We start from the raw sequence: 18535 nt of genomic DNA on the forward strand, positions 1-18535 counted from the left end.
CCGGCCGCGTCCGCGGCCTGTTCGGCGGCGCCGCCCTGGCCGTCGCGGCGCTGCTCCCCGCCGGGTGCGCCCGCTGCCTCGGATCCGCTCACGGCCCCTCCTCCTTCTGCTGCGCGCCCTGGCCCGGCTCGTCGTGGTGGGCCCCCAGGTAGGCGTCGATGACGTGCTCGTTGGAGCGGATGTCGGCGGGTCGCCCCTCGGCGATGACCCGCCCCTGCGCCATGACCACGATCCAGTCGCTGATCCCCATGATCACGTCCATGTCGTGCTCGACGAACAGGACGGTGGTGCCCTCGTCGCGCAGGGCGGTGATGTGCTCCAGCAGCGACTGCACGAGCGCGGGGTTCACTCCCGCCATCGGTTCGTCGAGCATCACCATGGACGGTTCGACCATGAGCGAGCGCGCCATCTCCAGCAGCTTGCGCTGGCCGCCGGAGAGGCTGCCGGCGATGTCGTCCTTCTTGGCGTCGAGCTTGAACCGGGCCAGCAGCTCCATCGCCCGCTCGCGGTTGGCGGCCTCCTGGCCGGTCCACAGCCAGCGGCCGAAAGCGCCGAGGAAGCGCTCGCCGCGCTGGCCGGGCGCGGCCAGCAGCATGTTCTCCAGCACCGTCAGGCGGGTGAGCGCCTTGGTGAGCTGGAAGGTGCGCACCATGCCCTGCCGCGCGACCTTGTGCCCGGCCATGCGGTCGATCCGGCGGCCCTGGAAGGACCACTCCCCCGCGTCGGCCCGGTCGAAGCCGGTCAGCAGGTTGAACAGGGTGGACTTGCCCGCTCCGTTGGGGCCGATCAGCGCGGTGATGGTGCTGCGCTGGACCTCCAGGTGCTCCACGTCCACAGCGGTCAGGCCGCCGAAGGAGCGGCGGATGCCGTCGGCCTTGAGGATCGGGTCGGTCTTGGCGGAACCGGTCTCGGGCGCGGTGCCGGCCATCCGGTCCTGGCCCGCCTCGGGCGCGCCGGGCGTCGCGTCACTTGACATTGACCAGCATCTCCTTGCGGTTGCCGACGAGGCCTTGCGGCCGGTAGACGATCAGCAGCATCAGGCCCACCCCGACGAGTGCGTGGCGCAGCGGCCCGGAGTCGGAGGTCGCCAGGAACGGCAGCACGCCCGTGGAGGCCATGCCGCGCAGGGTCTCGTCGAAGAGCGTGAGCATGAACCACATGATGACCGGGCCGATGACCGGGCCCCAGATCGTGCCGACGCCGCCCAGCAGCAGCATCGCCCACAGGTAGAAGGTGACCTGCGGCATGAACTGGTCGGGGGTGATGTTCTGCTGGTTCAGCGCGATCATCGCACCGGCCAGTCCGCCGAAGACGCCGCCGAAGACCAGGCTCTGCAGCTTGTAGGTGAAGGCGTCCTTGCCGAGGCTGCGCACGGCGTCCTCGTCCTCGCGGATGCCCTTGATGACGCGGCCCCACGGGCTGTTCATCAGCAGGGCCATCATGGCAAGTCCGGCCGCGACCAGCAGCCAGCAGACCAGCATCAGCCACAGCTCGTCGGAGGAGAAGTCGACGCGGCCCACGCCCAGGGAGCCCTCGGGCAGGGGGTTGGCGTCGTAGAAGGCGTCGGCGAAGCTCTGCCTGCCGTAGACGCCGCCGGTCACCGGGCGGGCGAATTCGGCGCGGTAGACCAGCCGCAGCACCTCGGCCACCGCGATGGTGGAGATCGCCAGATAGTCCGAGCGCAGCCGCAGGGTGGGGATGCCCAGCACCAGCGCCAGCACCACCGAGCAGGCCAGGCTGACCAGGAAGCCCATCCACAGCGGCAGTCCGAAGGTCGCCACACTCACGGCGACGCCGTAGGCGCCCACGAGCATGAAGCCGACCTGGCCGAAGTTGAGCAGCCCGGTGTAGCCGAAGTGCATGTTCAGCCCGATGGCCGCGAGTACGTAGATGGCCGCGACGGGCCCGATCGCCGTCTCCACCGAGAGGGAGAGGATCGTCATTGTGTCCATCGTCCGTCTCCCCTAGCCGACCCGTTCGCGCCGGCCGAGGATGCCCTGCGGCCGGAACAACAACACGACGATCATGATGAGCAGCGCCCACACGTTCATGAGCTGCGACGAGAACCACAGCGTCGACAGCTGGGCCACCAGGCCGATCGCCAGGCCGCCGACCATGGCTCCGTAGGCCGTGCCCAGGCCGCCCAGGATCACCGCGGCGAACATCAGCAGCAGCAGGTGGAAGCCCATCTGCCAGTACACCGACTGGTTCAGGCCGAGGAAGACCCCGCCCAGGGCCGAGAGCGAGCCGCCCAGCACCCAGACGTAGACGGTGACCCGGGCGACGTCGATGCCGGAGGACTCGGCGAGGTCGCGGTTGTCGGAGACCGCGCGCATCGCCTTGCCGATGCGGGTGAACTGCAGCATGCTCGCGACCAGGACGAGGACCACGATCGACAGCACCAGGATTCCAAGGTCCCGGGGCGTGATGGCGATCGGGCCGATCTCGATCATGTCCTGGATGCGGAACTGCACGTACTTGCGGCGGTTGGCGTCGAAGACCACCAGCAGCACGTGCCGCAGCAGCAGGGCGAAGCCGATGCTCACGATGAACATCTGGATCATCGCGACGTTGCGGCGGCGCAGCGGCCGCCACAGGAAGCGCTCCATGAGCCAGCCGAGCAGACCGCCGCAGACCACGGCGAGCACGGTGGCCACGACGAAGGGGTTGGTGGCGAAGCCGAGCCCCGGGATCCCCTCGAAGGGCGCGTGCAGCGCGGCGAGCGTCGAGGTCCCGCTGAAGATCATCGCCATGATCGCGCCGAAGGTGACCATGTCCCCGTGGGCGAAGTTGATCAGCCGGGTGGTGCCGAAGATCAGCGACAGCCCCACCGAGGAGATGGCGATGATCAGGCCGAAGAGCAGGCCGGCCACCACCAGCGAGACGACCTGGCCGAACATGCCCGAGCCCGAGGCGGCCTCCGGCGCCTCGATGGCGCCCTCCTCTTCGCCGCCTCCGGCGGAGCCGGAGTCCTGCTGGGACTCCTCGTCCTCTTCGGCGGACTCCGACTCGCTCGGCGAGGCCGAGGCCTGGCCCTGCCCGGCGGGCACGAGCTGGAAGACCACGGCGAACCGCTGGTCCTCCCGGACCTCCACGTCGCGCTCGGGTCCGGCGGGGACCTGCATGGCGTCGTAGTCTTCGGGCACCGACTCCTCGTCGAGCACCACGTGGTAGGTGCCCGCGCCGGGCAGTTCCACTTCCCAATTGCCGTCGGAGTCGGTGGTCGCCTCGCCGATCTGCTCGCCGTCCTGGGAGACCGTGATGTCGATGCCCTCGACACCCTCGTCGCTGTCAGGTTGGCGGATCTGGCCGAAGAGCGACGCACCGCCCTGGGTGTCTGCTGCTGCCGTCCCCGGGATCGCCAGGGTGGCGGCGATCAGGGCGAGCAGCACCGTCACGAGGCGTGTGCGCACGTGCGCTCCTTGCGCTCATTCGTCAGTGGCCGGAAACGGCTGTGTCCGATTCCGGGTGTTTGCTGTTCGGTGGCGCGAGTTTAGCCCGCTTTACGCAGGTCATTCAGCACGTCTAATGCCGCGTGATCCAAACGTCATTGCTTTGTGCGCATCCGTGATCAAACCGGGACGGTCCCCCTGTTGACGGGGCGCACCCCCGCTACGGCGGGCCGTGCGGGCGCGACCCGGCGCGGGGAGGCCGTCACCGTGCGCGACGCCGGCGGCGGGAACGGGCGGGTGATCGCGGCCCGCGGCGGCACCGCGCCGGCACCGGGCAGGCCGACGCTCAGGAGCGGAGCCGGCAATGGGAAACCCCGGCGCGGAGTGTCAGCGAGCGTGCGGGGCGTCTACGTGCTGTGTAAGAAGTCGGTCACCACAGCGGTTGCGGCAATGGGCGCGTCTCGCGTAGCGCGGTCGCAGCTTGCCGCCGAGCGCACGCAGCCCTTTCCAGGTGGAGCCGCACCATCAGTGGCGGGACTCCGGCGCGAAGGTGCACCGTGCGCTCGGCGGCAAGCCGGCTTTGAACAGGTACGTGGCGCGAAGCGCCTCCGTTGGGGCGGTGGCGGGTGACGGGCGGGCGCTACGCGCAACCCAGCCCCATTGCCGCAATTCTCGATGGTGGCCGCCCCAGGGGGTACCCGGTGGGTTCCTGGAAAGCGGCGCACCCGCCGTTCTCAAACACGGCCTAAGCGCCCCGCACACCCGCGGAAAAACACGCGAAACCCCGGCGCGGAAAAACCCGCACCGGGGCCGGGGCCCGCCTCGCCGCGGGCCGGGTGTCACTGCGCCTGGTCGCCCAGGGTCTCGATGACGGTTTCGGCGACCTTGCGCATGGTCAGCCTGCGGTCCATCGAGTTCTTCTGGATCCAGCGGAAGGCCTCGGGCTCGCTGAGGCCGTGGCGGCTCTGCAGCAGCCCCTTGGCCCGCTCGACCAGTTTGCGGGTCTCCAGCCGCTCCTGCAGACCGCTGACCTCGGCCTCCAGGGCGGAGAGCTCGGCGTAGCGGCTGACCGCCATCTCGATGGCCGGTACCAGATCGGCCTTGTTGAACGGCTTGACCAGGTAGGCCATCGCGCCGGCGTCGCGGGCGCGCTCGACCAGGTCGCGCTGGGAGAACGCCGTCAGGATGACGACGGGCGCGATGCGGTCGGCCGCGATGCGCTCGGCCGCGGACAGCCCGTCGAGGACGGGCATCTTGATATCGAGGATGACGAGGTCGGGCCGGTGCTCGTCGGCGAGGCGTATCGCGGTCTCGCCGTCCCCGGCTTCACCCACCACGGCATAGCCGTCCTCCTCAAGCATCTCCTTGAGGTCCAGCCTGATCAGGGCCTCGTCTTCCGCGATCACCACGCGGCTCTGCGTCGTCGTCACGTACATGAGGGTATCGGGATCCGCTAGGATGCAGAGCAGCGGCCACGGGAAGCCTTGCCAAGGCGTGACCTCGGCTCGCACGCCTGGAGACCGGGGTCGGGCGTCTTCCCGCTGCGCAGCCCTGATACGCCAACCGGTAGAGCGAGCGAGCTCAAACCTCGTACAGTGTGGGTTCGAATCCCACTCAGGGCACTTCGCCGCGCCTTGCGCGCCGCCGCCTCCCGGTGCGGCCGGGCCCGCTTCTCGGGCACCGGGAGGCCCGCCTTCACCGCTCCCCCGCCCCGGCTCCCGCGCTCCCGTCTCACGCTGTGCGCCCCTCTTCACGGCGCGCCCCCGCCGGTCACATTGCGGCCACAACACGAGCACAACCTGTGAGTCCGGTCGCCACAACCCCCGCGGGTCGCGGATCCTGGGTGAGGGCGGGTTCTAAGACAGCGGCTCGGGCGGCGCCTCGACCCGCCGCGGGGAGCCGTCCGCTGCGAGTAAGAGGAGTGCCTGGTGCTGACCGCGGTGGCGGCGATCGCCGGAGCGCTGACCATCGGCGCCTGGATGCTGGTGTCGTGGGGCTCCCGGCGCCGGCAGCCCTGGCTGATGGCCCCGCTCGCCGTCGCCGCCGTGCTGCTGATCGTGCTGGGCGTGCCGGGCTGGTCGTTGCTGCCCGTACTGCTGCTGGCGGCCGGCACCTTCACCGAACTCGTGGTGGGTTCGCGCGAGCCCCCGGACCTGCGTACCGGCGAGCCCGACGCCCCGCTGAGCACCGAGCGCTGGGCCGCCGCGGTGGCCGCCCCCTTCCGCACGGCCCTGGCCGAGCCCTGGGACGAGGTGGAGCGCCCGCAGCTGCGGCGGCGCTACCGGCGCGCACTGGAGCGCGAGTGGGGCGTCGTCGACCGCGCTTCGCTGCTGGCGACCGTGGAGCGGCTCTGGGCGGAGCTGCACAGCGGCGGCGACGCCGACCTCCACGTCGACTTCGCCGCCGCGACCCTGCGCGGCCGCCCCGGGGCCGGGGCCGCCGGCGAGCGGGTGGTGCGCCTCTCCCCCGAGCAGGCGGCGCGGCTGCGTGCGGTGACCGGCGCGGAGCCGGGCACCGACTCCGTGGTCATCGCCGCCCACCAGTGGTGGCGGGCCGCCCAGATCATCCGGTTGGCCTGCGGCGGGGCGAGTCTGGAGTGGCTCAGCCGGGTGGAGACCCGCAGCCTGCTGCGCCGCACGGCCACCGACCTGCAGCGCCGCTACACCGGCTGGCAGCAGCTGGCCGAGGCGTTCCACGGCGGCTACCTGCTCACCTACGCCCAACGGGGACCGGGGTGGGAGCGGACGTGGACGGCTCTGGGGCTGCTCGCCTTCGACCCGGCGAGCCCCTGGCACCGGCTGCCCTGGGACATGCCGCTGGACCGGGTCCCCTACGAGGGCGGCCTGCCCAGCGCACTGCCGAACTGAGCCGGGCGGGCAGGGCCCGGCCCCGGTCGGCCCTTCCCCGGTGAAGCCCAGCGGGCCCCGCCGGGGTGAGGGCCGGGTGTGGGGAGGCGCGTGCGCCTCGACCCTGCGGCGGATCAGCCGCCGTGGGCGATGGCGTCGCCGATGCGGTGTACGCGCAGCGAGTTGGTGGAGCCGGGGGTTCCCGGCGGGCTCCCGGAGACGACGACGATCTTGTCGCCCTTCTGGTAGATGCCGCGATCCAGCAGCTCGCTCTCGACCTGGCGCACCATGTCGTCGGAGTGGTCGACCCACGGTACGCAGTAGGTCTCGACCCCCCAGGTCAGGGCCAGCTGGCAGCGCGTGGCGCCCTGCGTGGTGAACGCCAGCAGCGGGATCGGCGAGCGGTAGCGCGCCAGGCGGCGCGCGGTCTCGCCGGACATGGTGAAGGCGACCAGGGCCTTGGCGCCGACGGTGGCTCCGACTTCGGCGGCGGCGCGGGCGATGGCCCCTCCGGTGGTCTCGGGGACCCGCTGGAGGACGTGCGAGGCGCGCAGGGACTCCTGCTCGGCGGCCGCGACGATGCGGGCCATGGTCTCCAGCGTCTCGATCGGGTACTGGCCGACGCTGGTCTCGCCCGAGAGCATCACCGCGTCGGCGCCGTCGAGGACGGCGTTGGCGACGTCGGAGGCCTCGGCGCGGGTGGGCCGGGCCGAGCTGATCATGGACTCCAGCATCTGGGTGGCCACGATCACCGGCTTTGCCTTGTCGCGGCAGCGCTCGATGGCGCGCTTCTGCACCATCGGGACGTTCTCCAGGGGGAGCTCGACGCCGAGGTCGCCGCGGGCGACCATCACGCCGTCGAAGACCTCGATGATGTCCTGGAGCCGCTCGACCGCCTGGGGTTTCTCGATCTTGGCGATGAGCGGGACCCGCACGCCGACCTCGTCCATGATCTGATGGACGTCCTCGGCGTCGGCCGGGCTGCGCACGAAGGAGAGCGCGACCATGTCGACGCCCTCCTCCAGGGCCCAGCGCAGGTCGTCCTCGTCCTTCTCGGTGAGGGCGGGAACGCTGACCGAGACGCCGGGCAGGTTGAGGCCCTTGTGGTCGGAGACGCGGCCGCCGATGAGCACCCGGGTCTGCACCTCGGTGCTGGTGGCCTTGGTGCACTCCAGCACCACGTTGCCGTCGTCGATCAGGACCCGGTCGCCGGGGCGCACGTCCCCGGGCAGGCCCTTGTAGGTGGTGGAGACCCGGTGCCGGTCGCCGGGGACGTCCTCGACGGTCACGGTGAACTGGTCGCCGGCGACCAGTTCGACCGGCCCGTCGGGGAAGGTGCCCAAGCGGATCTTCGGCCCCTGCAGGTCGGCGAGGATCCCTACGCTGCGCCCGCTGGCCTCGGCGGCCGCGCGGACGTTGGTATAGCTGGCGTGGTGGTCCTCATGCGTTCCGTGGCTGAGGTTGAGTCGCGCTACGTCCAGTCCCGCGTCGACGAGCGCGCGGATGCTCTCCGGGCTCGACGTCGCGGGACCGAGAGTGGCGACGATTTTTGCTCGACGTGTCACGCTTAACACTCTAAAGCGTCTGGGCAGTGCAGTGGTCTAAACCAGGTTGCGAGTGGGCGTACTCCGGGTCGCTACTCGGAGAACACGTTGAGCAGCGTCTCGTTGAACGCCGGGATGTCGTCGGGTTTGCGGCTGGTAACCAGCTTGTTGGGCCCCATGGAGCAGACCACGACCTCCTCGTCGACCCACTCGCCGCCGGCGTTGGCGATGTCGGTGCGCAGGCTCGGGAACGAGGTGAGGCGCCGCCCGGAGACGGCGTCGGCCTCGACGAGCATCCAGGGCGCGTGGCAGATGGCGGCGACCGGCTTGGCCTTGTCGAAGAACCCCTTGGTGAACTCGACCGCGCGCCGGTCCATGCGCATGAAGTCGGGGTTGGCCACGCCGCCGGGCAGCACGAGCGCGGCGAAGTCGTCGGCGCTCACCTCGCCCACGGTGGCGTCGACGGTGAAGTGGTCGCCCCGGTCGAGGTGGTTGAACGCCTGGATCCGTCCGGACGAGGTGGAGACCAGTTGCGGCCGCCCGCCGGCCTTCTCCACCGCCGTCCAGGGCTCGGTGAGCTCGACCTGCTCGGTTCCCTCCGGAGCGGCGAGGAAGGCGACGGCGGCGCCGTTGAGGTCGGTAGCCATGGTCGATCCCCCTTTCGTCGGTCTGTGCCGGAGCACCCGCGGACCCCCGTCCGCGGGCACCGGATCGCTGGGTTTCCGCTGCCCACGATGCGGGGGGTTACGCGTGCTCCGCCGCCTCAGCCGATGCGCAGGGGTGCGGGGACGTCGGCGGAGAGCCGGCCGTAGTCGCGCAGGGTCTTGAGGTGGCGGACGGTGAGGATGCCGCGCCATTCGTTGTGGGCGCTGACGGCCCAGCTGTCCCAGGTGATGTCCCAGCCGCCGTCGTCGAGCCGGCGGCGGCACAGGGCGTCGAGGTGGGCGGAGATCTCCTCGTCGGTGAACAGCCGCCGGGCGATGTGGTCGGGGTGGCTCGCCAGGTCCAGCGGCTTGTGCACGTGGCCGCCGGCGTCGGGGTCGGTCTCGATCACGGCGCGGATGGCCGGCCGCAGCCGCTCGAACTCGGCGTGGGCGCGCCGGCGGTCGGGCACGTGCTGCAGGAAGGTGCACACCGCGATGGCCTCGTCGGGGTCGGTCCAGTGCAGAGCGGCGATGCGGCTCCAGCAGAAGGCGGTGGCGCGGTCGCGCCAGGCGTGGCAGATCCGGTGGCGGTGCATGAGGCCGACGAGGGTGGCGGTGGGGTCGAGCGCGCCGCCGAAGTCGCTGCGCTCGCGCCACTGCGGCGCGGCCTCGGTGTGGCGCACGGTGGGCAGCACCGGCGGCACGCCCGCGCTGTCGCGGGCGATGCTGGTGAGGTAGCGGCAGACGCCCTCGGCGACGTCGTCGGGGACGTGACCGAGCTCGTCGAGGTAGCGCAGGGCGACGACCACCGCGAGCGGCTGGCTGCCGTGCCCGCGCAGGTCGGGTTCGAGGCCGTTGCCGAAGCCGCCGTCGACGTTGCGGTAGGAGTCCAGGACCGAGCGAATAGGGGCGGGAGGCCCGCTGCGGAAGTGGTAGGCGAAGCGGTGGCGGTCGATCAGCCGGGCGTTGCGCGAGATGAAGTGCTCCGCGGAGCGGAGGGCTTCCGGGGTCACCATGCTCATGCCACGAATGTACGCCTCCGGTCCGGGACGAGACCAAAGGTGAATCGCCCGAGTATGCCCCGCTTGTGCGATATTTACCGCGTGGGATGTCGCGAATCAGGCGTTTTGCGCGCGCAATTCCGCACGCGCCGCGCATTCAGCTGCGCTCGGATTCGCCGCCTTCGCCGCCGGACGCGCGGCGCCGCCGCATCAGCAGCACCGCGGCCCCCAGCCACGACAGCGCCACCACCACTCCCACGGCGACCTGCACCTCCATCAGGAACCGTGCGGGGTAGACCACCCCGGTCAGGTAGTGGTCGATGAAGCCGCTGGGCGGCAGGCCCTGCAGCCCGGCCCGGTCGCGCGCCCAGTCCTCCACCCACGTCAGCGGGCACCCCCATTGGAAGTCGAGGATGCCGATCGCATAAGCGCACACCGCCAGGTGGGGCCAGAGTGCGTGCGGCCAGCGCCACACCAGGAACCCGCCCAGGGCCACATAGCACAGGAAACCGAAGTGCAGCAGCATTGCCGCATCGGCGAGCAGGCGGTAGCCCATATCGAATTTCTACCCACGCCCGCGTCGGGAATGCCCGCCGAATCGGGCGTCCGGTGCCGCCGGGGCGGCGTCGGCGGCACCGGGGCGGTGATGCCGCGGGGCCGGGGCGGGCGGTGCCCGGGCCCCGGCCCCGCGGGGTATCAGCTCGCGGTCAGCGGGCGCTCCGTGGGCGGGATGGAGGTGGGCAGCGACGTGCCCTGCCCGCTGAGGTAGCGGTCCACGCCCGCCGCCGCCGAGCGGCCCTCGGCGATCGCCCACACGATCAGCGACTGGCCGCGGCCCATGTCGCCGGCGCAGAAGACGCCCTCGACGGTGGTGGCGTAGTCGCCGTCGCGCACGACGTTGCCGCGCCCGTCCAGCTCCACGCCCAGCTCCTCGATCATGCCGGCCTTCTGCGGGCCCACGAAGCCCATGGCCAGCGTGACCAGTCCGGCCGGGATCTCGCGCTCGGAGCCGGGCACCGGCTCGAACCCGGAGTCGGTGCGCTCGACGTCGACCAGCTTGAGCGCGCGCACGCGGCCCTGGTCGTCGCCGAGGAACTCCACGGTGTTGACCGAGTAGAGCCGCTCGCCGCCCTCCTCGTGGGCGGTGGAGACCTTGTAGACCATCGGCATGGTCGGCCAGGGCTGGTTTCCGGGCCGCTCGCGGGGCGGCTTGGGCATGATCTCCAGCTGGGTCACCGACAGGGCGCCCTGGCGGTGGGCGGTGCCCACGCAGTCGGCCCCGGTGTCGCCACCGCCGATGACGATGACGTGCTTGCCCTCGGCGTTGATGGCGGGCGTCTCGTAGTCGCCCTCCTGTACCCGGTTGGCCTGCGGCAGGTACTCCATGGCCTGGTGGACGCCGTCCAGCTCGCGGCCGGTCACCGGCAGGTCGCGCCAGGCGGTGGCGCCGCCGGCCAGCAGCACGGCGTCATACCCGGCCCGCAACTCCTCGACGGTGATGTCCACGCCCACGTTCACGCCGGTGCGGAAGGCCGTGCCCTCGGCGCGCATCTGGCCCAGCCGGCGGTCGATGTGGCGCTTCTCCATCTTGAACTCGGGGATCCCGTAGCGCAGCAGCCCCCCGATGCGGTCGGCCCGCTCGTAGACGGTGACCTCGTGGCCGGCCCGGGTGAGCTGCTGGGCGGCGGCCAGCCCGGCCGGGCCCGAGCCCACCACGGCGACCTTCTTGCCGGTGCGGACCTCGGGCGGCTGGGGGCGCACCCAGCCCTCCTCCCAGGCCCGGTCGATGATGGAGTTCTCCACGTTCTTGATGGTCACGGCCGGCTGGTTGATGCCCAGCACGCACGCCGACTCGCACGGAGCCGGGCACAGCCGCCCGGTGAACTCCGGGAAGTTGTTGGTGGCGTGCAGCCGCTCGATCGCCTCGCCCCAGTCGTGGCGGTAGACCAGGTCGTTCCACTCGGGGATGAGGTTGCCCAGCGGGCAGCCGTTGTGGCAGAACGGGATGCCGCAGTCCATGCAGCGCGACGCCTGCTTGACGACGGTTCCGCGGTCGGCCTCTTCGTAGACCTCCCGCCAGTCCTGGATGCGCACGTCGACCGGGCGGCGAGCGGGCAGCTCCCGCTCGGTGATCTTGAGGAACCCCTTCGGGTCAGCCATTGTCGGTTCTCCCTCCTTTCGAATCCGGCCGACGGCTCAGGACTGCGCTGCGGCCATGATGGCCTCGCCGACGTCCCGGCCCGCGCGCTCGGCCTCGGCCCGGGCGGCCAGGACCCGCTTGAAGTCGCGCGGCATGACCTTGCCGAACCGCGCAACGGCGGTGTCGAAGTCGGCCAGCAGCTCGGCGGCGACGCCGGAGCCGGTGGCCTGGCGGTGGCGCTCCAGCACATCGCGCAGGAACCCGCGGTCGGTGTCGTCGAGCGGGTCGAGGTCGACCATCTCGCGGTTGACCCGCTCGGGGTCGAGGTCGAGCACGTAGGCGATGCCGCCGGACATGCCCGCCGCGAAGTTGCGCCCGATCGGGCCCAGGACGACGGCGCGCCCGCCGGTCATGTACTCGCACCCGTGGTCGCCCACGCCCTCGGCGACGGCCAGCACGCCGGAGTTGCGCACGCAGAACCGCTCGCCCACGACCCCGCGCAGGAACACCTCGCCGGAGGTCGCTCCGTAGGCGATGACGTTGCCGGCGATGATGTGGCGCTCGGGTGCGAAGGGCACGTCCTCGGGCGGGCGGACGGTGATGCGCCCGCCGGAGAGCCCCTTGCCGACGTAGTCGTTGGCGTCGCCGATCAGCCGCAGGGTGACGCCCCGCGGCACGAACGCGCCGAAGGACTGGCCGGCCGACCCGGTGAAGGTGACGTCGATCGTGTCGTCGGGCAGCCCGTCGGCGCCGTAGCGCTTGGTGACCTCGTGGCCCAGCATGGTGCCGACCGTGCGGTTGACGTTGCGCACCGGCAGCTCCAGCCGCAGCGGCTCGCCGAACTCCAGGGCGCCTTCGGCCAGCTGGATCAGCGTGTTGTCCAGCGCCTTCTCCAGCCCGTGGTCCTGGCCGCGCACCCGGTGGCGGTGGTCGCCGCCCCAGGGCTCGACATCGTGCAGGATCGGCGACAGGTCCAGCCCGCCGGCCTTCCAGTGGTCCACCGCCTCGGTCGTGTCGAGCACCTCGACGGCGCCGACGGCCTCGTCGATGCTGCGGAAGCCCAGGGCGGCCAGGTACTCGCGGACCTCCTGGGCCACGAACTCGAAGAAGTTCACGACGAAGTCGGCCTGCCCGTTGTAGCGCTTGCGCAGCTCCGGGTTCTGCGTGGCCACGCCCACCGGGCAGGTGTCCAGGTGGCACACGCGCATCATCACGCAGCCCGAGACCACCAGCGGCGCCGTTGCGAACCCGTATTCCTCGGCGCCCAGCAGCGCGGCCACGACAACGTCGCGCCCGGTCTTCATCTGCCCGTCGGTCTGCACGACGATGCGGTCGCGCAGCCCGTTGCGCAGCAGGGTCTGCTGGGTCTCGGCCAGTCCCAGCTCCCAGGGCGTGCCCGCGTGCTTGAGCGAGGTCAGCGGCGAGGCGCCGGTGCCGCCGTCGTGGCCGGAGATCAGCACCACGTCGGCGTGCGCCTTGGACACGCCGGCGGCCACGGTGCCCACTCCGGCCTCGGAGACAAGCTTGACGTGCACCCGCGCCTGCGGGTTGGCGTTCTTCAGGTCGTGGATCAGCTGGGCGAGGTCCTCGATGGAGTAGATGTCGTGGTGGGGCGGCGGCGAGATCAGCCCGACGCCGGGCGTGGAGTGCCGGGTGTCGGCGATCCACGGGTAGACCTTGTGGCCGGGCAGCTGGCCGCCCTCGCCGGGCTTGGCGCCCTGGGCCATCTTGATCTGGATGTCGTCGGCGTTGGTGAGGTAGTGCGAGGTCACCCCGAAGCGGCCCGACGCCACCTGCTTGATGGCGCTGCGCCGCAGGTCGCCGTTGTCGTCGGGGGTGAACCGGTCCGGGTCCTCGCCGCCCTCGCCGGTGTTGGACTTGCCGCCCAGCCGGTTCATGGCGATGGCCAGGGTCTCGTGGGCCTCGGCCGAGATGGAGCCGTAGGACATCGCGCCGGTGGAGAAGCGCTTGACGATCTCGGAGACCGGCTCGACCTCCTCGATCGGTACCGGCTCGCGCACGCCCTCCTTGAGGCGGAACAGCCCGCGCAGCGTCATCAGGCTGCTCGCCTGGTCGTCGATCTTGGAGGTGTACTCCTTGAAGATCTCGTAGCGCCGGGTGCGCGCGGCGTGCTGCAGCTTGAAGACGGTCTCGGGGCTGAACAGGTGCGGCTCGCCCTCGCGGCGCCACTGGTACTCGCCGCCGACGGCCAGCCGCCGGTGGTCGGCGGGGTTGGCCGCATACGCGGTGGCGTGGCGCATGCGGACCTCCTCGGCCAGCACGTCGAACCCGACCCCGCCCAGCGGCGAGGGCGTGCCGGTGAAGCACCGGTCGACGACCTCGGGGCCCAGGCCCAGGGCCTCGAAGATCTGGGCGCCGGTGTAGGAGCTGACCGTGGAGACGCCCATCTTGGACATGATCTTCAGGACGCCCTTGCCGAAGGCCTTGACGGTGTTGCGCACCGCGTCGTCGGCGCTGATGCCGCCGATGACGCCGCGCTCGACCATGTCGCGCACGGTGGCCAGGGTCACGTAGGGCGTGACCGCCGAGGCGCCGTAGCCCAGCAGCAGCGCCACGTGGTGGCACTCGCGGGCGTCGCCCGACTCGACCACCAGGCCGACCTCGGTGCGGGTCTTCTCGCGCACCAGGTGGTGGTGGACGGCCCCGGTGAGCAGCAGGGAGGGGATCGGCGCCCGGTCGGGGCCGCTGCCGCGGTCGGAGAGGACGACGATGTGGGCGCCGTCGGCGATGGCCGCCGACACCTCGGCGCAGATCTCGTCCAGGCGCGCCGACAGCGCGGCCCCGCCGCCGGCGACCTCGTAGGTGCCGTTGGCGACGAAGGTGCGGAAGGCGGGGTCGCCGTCCTCGGCCGTCCCGGCGCGCACGATCGCCGACAGGCCGGCCTCGTCGAGGACGGGCGTGGGCAGCACGATGCGCCGGCAGTCCTCCGGGTCGGGCGAGAGCACGTTCTCCTCGGCGCCCAGAGCGGTGTGCAGGCTGGTGACCAGCTCCTCGCGGATGGCGTCCAGCGGCGGGTTGGTCACCTGCGCGAAGCCCTGGGAGAAGTAGTCGAACAGCTGCCGGGACTTGGCCGAGAGCGCCGCCACCGGGGTGTCGGTGCCCATGGAGCCGATCGGCTCGGCGCCGGTGCGCGCCATCGGCTGGAGGATGATGCGCAGCTCCTCCTCGGTGTAGCCGAAGACCTGCTGCTCGCGGACCAGGTCCTCGACACCGGAGGGCTTGCCCGGCTCCAGGTCGGACAGGGAGACCACACCGCGCTCCAGCCACTCGGCGTAGGGGTGCTCGGCGGCGAGCCCGGCCTTGATCTCCTCGTCCTCGATGATGCGGCCCTGCTCGGTGTCCACCACGAAGATGCGGCCGGGCTGCAGCCGCCCCTTGCGGACGATGCGCGAGGAGTCGGCGTCGAGCACGCCGGCCTCGCTGGCCAGCACGACCATGCCTTCGTCGGTGACCCAGTAGCGGCCGGGGCGCAGGCCGTTGCGGTCCAGCACGGCGCCGACCAGCGTGCCGTCGGTGAAGGAGACCGAGGCGGGGCCGTCCCAGGGCTCCATGAGCATGGAGTGGAACTCGTAGAAGGCCCGCACCTGCGGGTCCATCTCGGTGTGGTTCTCCCAGGGCTCGGGGATCATCATCAGGACCGCGTGCGGCAGTGAGCGCCCGCCCAGGTGGAGCAGTTCCAGCGCGGCGTCGAAGGACGCGGTGTCGGAGTCGTCGGGGTCGATGATGGGGAACACGCGGGAGATGTCACCGGGCAGCAGGTCGCTGGCCAGCGTGGCCTCGCGGGCCCGCATCATGTTCCGGTTGCCCTTGACGGTGTTGATCTCGCCGTTGTGGGCGATGTAGCGGAACGGGTGGGCCAGCGGCCACGACGGGAACGTGTTGGTGGAGAACCGCGAGTGCACCAGGGCCAGCCCGCTGGCGAAGCGCCGGTCGGACAGGTCGGGGTAGAAGGGCTCCAGCTGCGGCGTGGTGAGCATGCCCTTGTAGGTGATGGTGCGCGGGGACAGGCTCGGGAAGTACACGCCGGCCTCGTGCTGGGCGCGCTTGCGCAGGCAGTAGGCGTAGCGCTCCAGGTCGATGCCGCCGAGGCCCTCGGCCGCGGTGCCCTGCCGGCCGGCCACGAACAGCTGCGCGAAGTGCGGCATGGCCTCGCGGGCCGCCGGGCCGCAGAAGTTCGGGTCAACCGGGACCTCGCGCCAGCCCAGCACGTGCAGGCTCTCCTCGGCGGCCACGGCCTCGATGGCGGCCACGGCCGCGGAGCGCTCGGCCTCCTCGGCGGGCAGGAAGGCGATGCCGGTGGCGTAGCGGCCGGCATCGGGCAGCTCGAAGCCGCAGACCTCGCGGTAGAGGGCGTCGGGGACCTGGGTGATGATCCCGGCGCCGTCGCCGTCCTCGGGGTCGGCGCCCGCGGCGCCCCGGTGGTCGAGGTTGCGCAGGACCGTCAGCGCCTTCTCGACGATCTCGTGGCCGCGACGGCCGGAGAGGTCGGCGACGAAGCCGACACCGCAGGCATCGTGCTCGTAGGCGCTGTCGTACAGGCCCTCGTGGGTGGTCTCGGCGCTCGGTCGGACGGACGAACGCTGCACGTGGCCAGCAGGCATCTACCCTCCTGTCGTCGTACGTCTGGGCTTCGGGAAAAGCGCATCCGGGACGACATTGGCCCTGCTGCGTCGCACGCTGAGGCGGCCCCGACCGGCACCCGGTCCCGCACCCGGCGCGGTCGCCGGGACGGGCCACGTCCTCGTGGTCACCGGTGTCGGACCAGATCGGTGGCCGCACTCGTGAATAGTCAGTTATACCGGCGGTCCAGCCCCGACGTGAAATCGAAAGGTCTAGACCGTGTACCGCCGCAGTGCGGCACAAGGTGCGGAAGTCCGCCCGCCGAGGGAGGGTCGGCATCGACCCGCCCTTCGGGGCTAGCCGTGATCTTTCCAGGCGGCGAACCCCGCAAACATCCCTTTTGCGCCGATCTCCGCGGAGACCGGCGCAGCGGAACGCAAGCACAGTACCCCCTCCCCTGCGCGGCGGTGCGCACCGGGGGTGGGGTCCGGTTTCCGCCCAGCGTACCCGCAGGCAGCAGATCCGGCATAAAACCGCGGTCAGAATCGGCTGCGACCCACGCCACACACCGCGGCGGCGCGACGCCGAGGCCGGCTCGGGAAGGCCGCGGGGGCGGGCACCGGCACGGCCGCGGGTGCGCGATGATCGAGGGGTGCACGATCATCCCGGCTCCGACCGCCCCGTCCCGCCGAAACCGCCGCCCGCCCTCCAGGCGGTGCTGGACGAACACGGGATAGCGGCGCCCCGCGTCCACCGGGTCCTGGCGGCCCTGGCCGAGGGAGGCTGGTGGTCGCCCCGCGAGCTGGTGCGCTCCACCGCGGTCGCCCACCGCGTCGTCCAGGAGGTCCTCGACGCCCTGGCCGACGAGACCGAGTGGAACGCCGGCGGAACCCGGATTCGCCTGCTGCGGCCGGGCGACCACGCCGGCACCTACCGCCCCGAACCCGCCGACCCGGTCGCCCACCTGGCGGCCGGCCACCCCGAGGCCGCCGCCGAACTGCGCCGCCTGATCGACGAGGCGCCCGCGCCGCGCACCGACCTGGACCACGTGGCCGCCACCGCCGACACCGCGCTGCGCCGCGCCCTGCTGCTGCGGTCGCGCTTCGCCACCGACGGCGCCCGGCTGCTGTGCGCGGGCGACCACGACCTCACGTCCCTGGCGGCCACCCTGGTCTGCCCCGGCCTGGAGGCCGTCGTGGTCGACATCGACGAGCGGATGCTGGCCTACATCGACGCCGCCGCCGAACGCCTGGGGCTTCCGGTCCGCTGCCACTTCGCCGACCTCCGCCTGGGCCTGCCCGAGGCCGTGCGCGGCTCCTGCGACCTCGCCTTCACCGACCCGCCCTACACGCCCGAGGGCGTCGAGCTGTTCGTGCGCCGCAGCGTGGAGGGCCTGGCCGCGCCCCAGCGCGGGCGGGTGCTGCTGGCCTACGGCGCCAGCGAGACCACCCCGGCGCTGACCGCCAAGACCCAGTCGCGGCTGAGCGCGCTGGGGCTGGTCACCGAGGCGCTGTGGCCGGAGTTCAACCGCTACCTGGGCGCCGAGGCGATCGGGGCGGCCGCCGACCTGTACGTGCTGCGGCCCACCGGCCGCACGCCGCAGAGCGTCCGCGGCCCGGCGGCCCGGGCGCGCGTCTACAGCCGCGGCGCCAACGCGGCCGAGGCCGCCGGGGCGCTGGAGGAGGCCGAGGCCCGCGCCGTCCTGGACCAGACCGCGGCCCGGACCGCTGTCGGCGAGTGGCCCGGCCCTGCTGTGGACCCCAACCGGGCACCGGGCGCCGCCGCGGGCGCGGAGGCCGCGCTCCGGCACGTGCGGCTGGCGACGTGGCTGGAGGGCCCCGCCGAGGCCGGGCCCGCGGCGGTGAACCTGACCGGGGGCTGGGACGACCTGCTGGCGCGGGCCCTGCTGGCCGCACCCGGCCCCGAGGCCGCCGCCGTTGTCGGCTCCGCTCACCCGCAGGTGCGCGACCAGGCGGGCCAGCGCGAGCTGGCCGCCCTGCTGGCGCCGCGCTTCGAGGTGCGCTTTCTGCGCGGGACCCCGGCTCGGCGGCTGACGACGGTGCGGGCCGCCGAGCGCCCGGCGGGCGGCGGAGCGCCCGAGGACCTGCTCCTGCACTGCCAGCGGCGCGCGCACGGCAGGCTCGCCGCCACGCTGCGGGAAGGGCTGGTGCGGGTGGCCGCGGCCGCCGGGACCCCGGTCAACAAGCGCACGGCCCGCCAGGCCGTCGCCGCCGCCGCACCGTGGCTGAGCGGGCACACGCTGCTGGACCTTCCGGCCCACCGGCTGCCCCGGCTGCGCGCGGTCGCCGCGGACCTGGTCGCTCGTGCGGCCGGTTCCGGGCCGCCGCGCGGCCCGGAACGGGGCTGAGCCGCCGCGGCCCCGGTGG

The 18535-nt window shown here is 72.3% G+C and carries 12 protein-coding genes and 1 tRNA gene; 3 read left to right on the forward strand and 10 right to left on the reverse strand.

Annotated elements, in window-relative coordinates; all coding sequences use genetic code 11:
• Positions 1–88: 88 nt before the first annotated feature.
• The 4 genes from FZ103_RS06180 to FZ103_RS06195 all read right to left on the reverse strand — a co-directional run bounded on the left by FZ103_RS06180 (position 89) and on the right by FZ103_RS06195 (position 4801).
• Entirely contained in the window at positions 89–976 is an 888-nt protein-coding gene (locus FZ103_RS06180) for an ABC transporter ATP-binding protein (protein WP_255429801.1), read from the reverse strand.
• Entirely contained in the window at positions 966–1952 is a 987-nt protein-coding gene (locus FZ103_RS06185) for a branched-chain amino acid ABC transporter permease (protein WP_155999513.1), read from the reverse strand. Before FZ103_RS06185 ends, FZ103_RS06180 begins: the two co-directional genes overlap by 11 nt.
• Positions 1953–1964: 12 nt before the next feature.
• The gene (locus FZ103_RS06190) at positions 1965–3413 is read right to left on the reverse strand and encodes a branched-chain amino acid ABC transporter permease (RefSeq protein ID WP_186355891.1); all 1449 of its coding nucleotides are present in this window, start codon (positions 3411–3413) and stop codon (positions 1965–1967) included.
• A gap of 818 nt (positions 3414–4231) precedes the next feature.
• A complete protein-coding gene (locus FZ103_RS06195; RefSeq protein ID WP_186356002.1) occupies positions 4232–4801 on the reverse strand; it encodes a response regulator in 570 nt (189 codons plus the stop codon).
• 139 nt (positions 4802–4940) lie between these two features.
• Between FZ103_RS06195 and FZ103_RS06200 the strand changes: the two genes are divergently transcribed.
• Together FZ103_RS06200 and FZ103_RS06205 are read left to right on the forward strand one after the other, a co-directional pair.
• Positions 4941–5014 (forward strand) — tRNA-Leu (locus FZ103_RS06200).
• 306 nt (positions 5015–5320) lie between these two features.
• Entirely contained in the window at positions 5321–6259 is a 939-nt protein-coding gene (locus FZ103_RS06205) for a DUF1266 domain-containing protein (protein ID WP_186355892.1), read from the forward strand.
• Positions 6260–6372: 113 nt separating this feature from the next.
• Here FZ103_RS06205 and pyk read toward each other — a convergent pair whose 3' ends face one another.
• From pyk to gltB, 6 genes are all read right to left on the reverse strand, one after another.
• On the reverse strand, positions 6373–7803 hold the full coding sequence (pyk, locus tag FZ103_RS06210; RefSeq protein ID WP_186355893.1) for a pyruvate kinase: 1431 nt from the start codon (positions 7801–7803) through the stop codon (positions 6373–6375).
• 71 nt (positions 7804–7874) lie between these two features.
• The gene (locus FZ103_RS06215; RefSeq protein WP_155999519.1) at positions 7875–8429 is read right to left on the reverse strand and encodes a type 1 glutamine amidotransferase domain-containing protein; all 555 of its coding nucleotides are present in this window, start codon (positions 8427–8429) and stop codon (positions 7875–7877) included.
• A 116-nt stretch (positions 8430–8545) separates the two neighbouring features.
• On the reverse strand, positions 8546–9439 hold the full coding sequence (locus FZ103_RS06220) for a prenyltransferase (RefSeq protein WP_186356003.1): 894 nt from the start codon (positions 9437–9439) through the stop codon (positions 8546–8548).
• 145 nt (positions 9440–9584) lie between these two features.
• Positions 9585–9983, reverse strand: a complete 399-nt coding sequence (locus FZ103_RS06225) for a DUF2784 domain-containing protein (RefSeq protein WP_155999523.1) — start codon at positions 9981–9983, stop codon at positions 9585–9587.
• A 140-nt stretch (positions 9984–10123) separates the two neighbouring features.
• On the reverse strand, positions 10124–11587 hold the full coding sequence (locus FZ103_RS06230) for a glutamate synthase subunit beta (RefSeq protein WP_155999525.1): 1464 nt from the start codon (positions 11585–11587) through the stop codon (positions 10124–10126).
• 36 nt (positions 11588–11623) lie between these two features.
• Entirely contained in the window at positions 11624–16189 is a 4566-nt protein-coding gene (gene gltB, locus FZ103_RS06235) for a glutamate synthase large subunit (protein WP_155999527.1), read from the reverse strand.
• A gap of 611 nt (positions 16190–16800) precedes the next feature.
• Here gltB and FZ103_RS06240 point away from each other — a divergent pair.
• On the forward strand, positions 16801–18516 hold the full coding sequence (locus tag FZ103_RS06240) for a bis-aminopropyl spermidine synthase family protein (RefSeq protein ID WP_186355894.1): 1716 nt from the start codon (positions 16801–16803) through the stop codon (positions 18514–18516).
• Positions 18517–18535 lie beyond the last annotated feature (19 nt).

The sequence above is a fragment of the Streptomonospora sp. PA3 genome, assembly GCF_009728995.1.
GTDB lineage: Bacteria > Actinomycetota > Actinomycetes > Streptosporangiales > Streptosporangiaceae > Streptomonospora.

What these genes read in the sequence shown, in the direction of transcription:
- FZ103_RS06180 (WP_255429801.1), bottom strand. Translation starts at nt 976, where the DNA reads ATGTCAAGTGACGCGACGCCCGGCGCGCCCGAGGCGGGCCAGGACCGG.
- FZ103_RS06185 (WP_155999513.1), bottom strand. Translation starts at nt 1,952, where the DNA reads ATGGACACAATGACGATCCTCTCCCTCTCGGTGGAGACGGCGATCGGG.
- FZ103_RS06215 (WP_155999519.1), bottom strand. Translation starts at nt 8,429, where the DNA reads ATGGCTACCGACCTCAACGGCGCCGCCGTCGCCTTCCTCGCCGCTCCG.
- FZ103_RS06225 (WP_155999523.1), bottom strand. Translation starts at nt 9,983, where the DNA reads ATGGGCTACCGCCTGCTCGCCGATGCGGCAATGCTGCTGCACTTCGGT.
- FZ103_RS06230 (WP_155999525.1), bottom strand. Translation starts at nt 11,587, where the DNA reads ATGGCTGACCCGAAGGGGTTCCTCAAGATCACCGAGCGGGAGCTGCCC.
- gltB (WP_155999527.1), bottom strand. Translation starts at nt 16,189, where the DNA reads ATGCCTGCTGGCCACGTGCAGCGTTCGTCCGTCCGACCGAGCGCCGAG.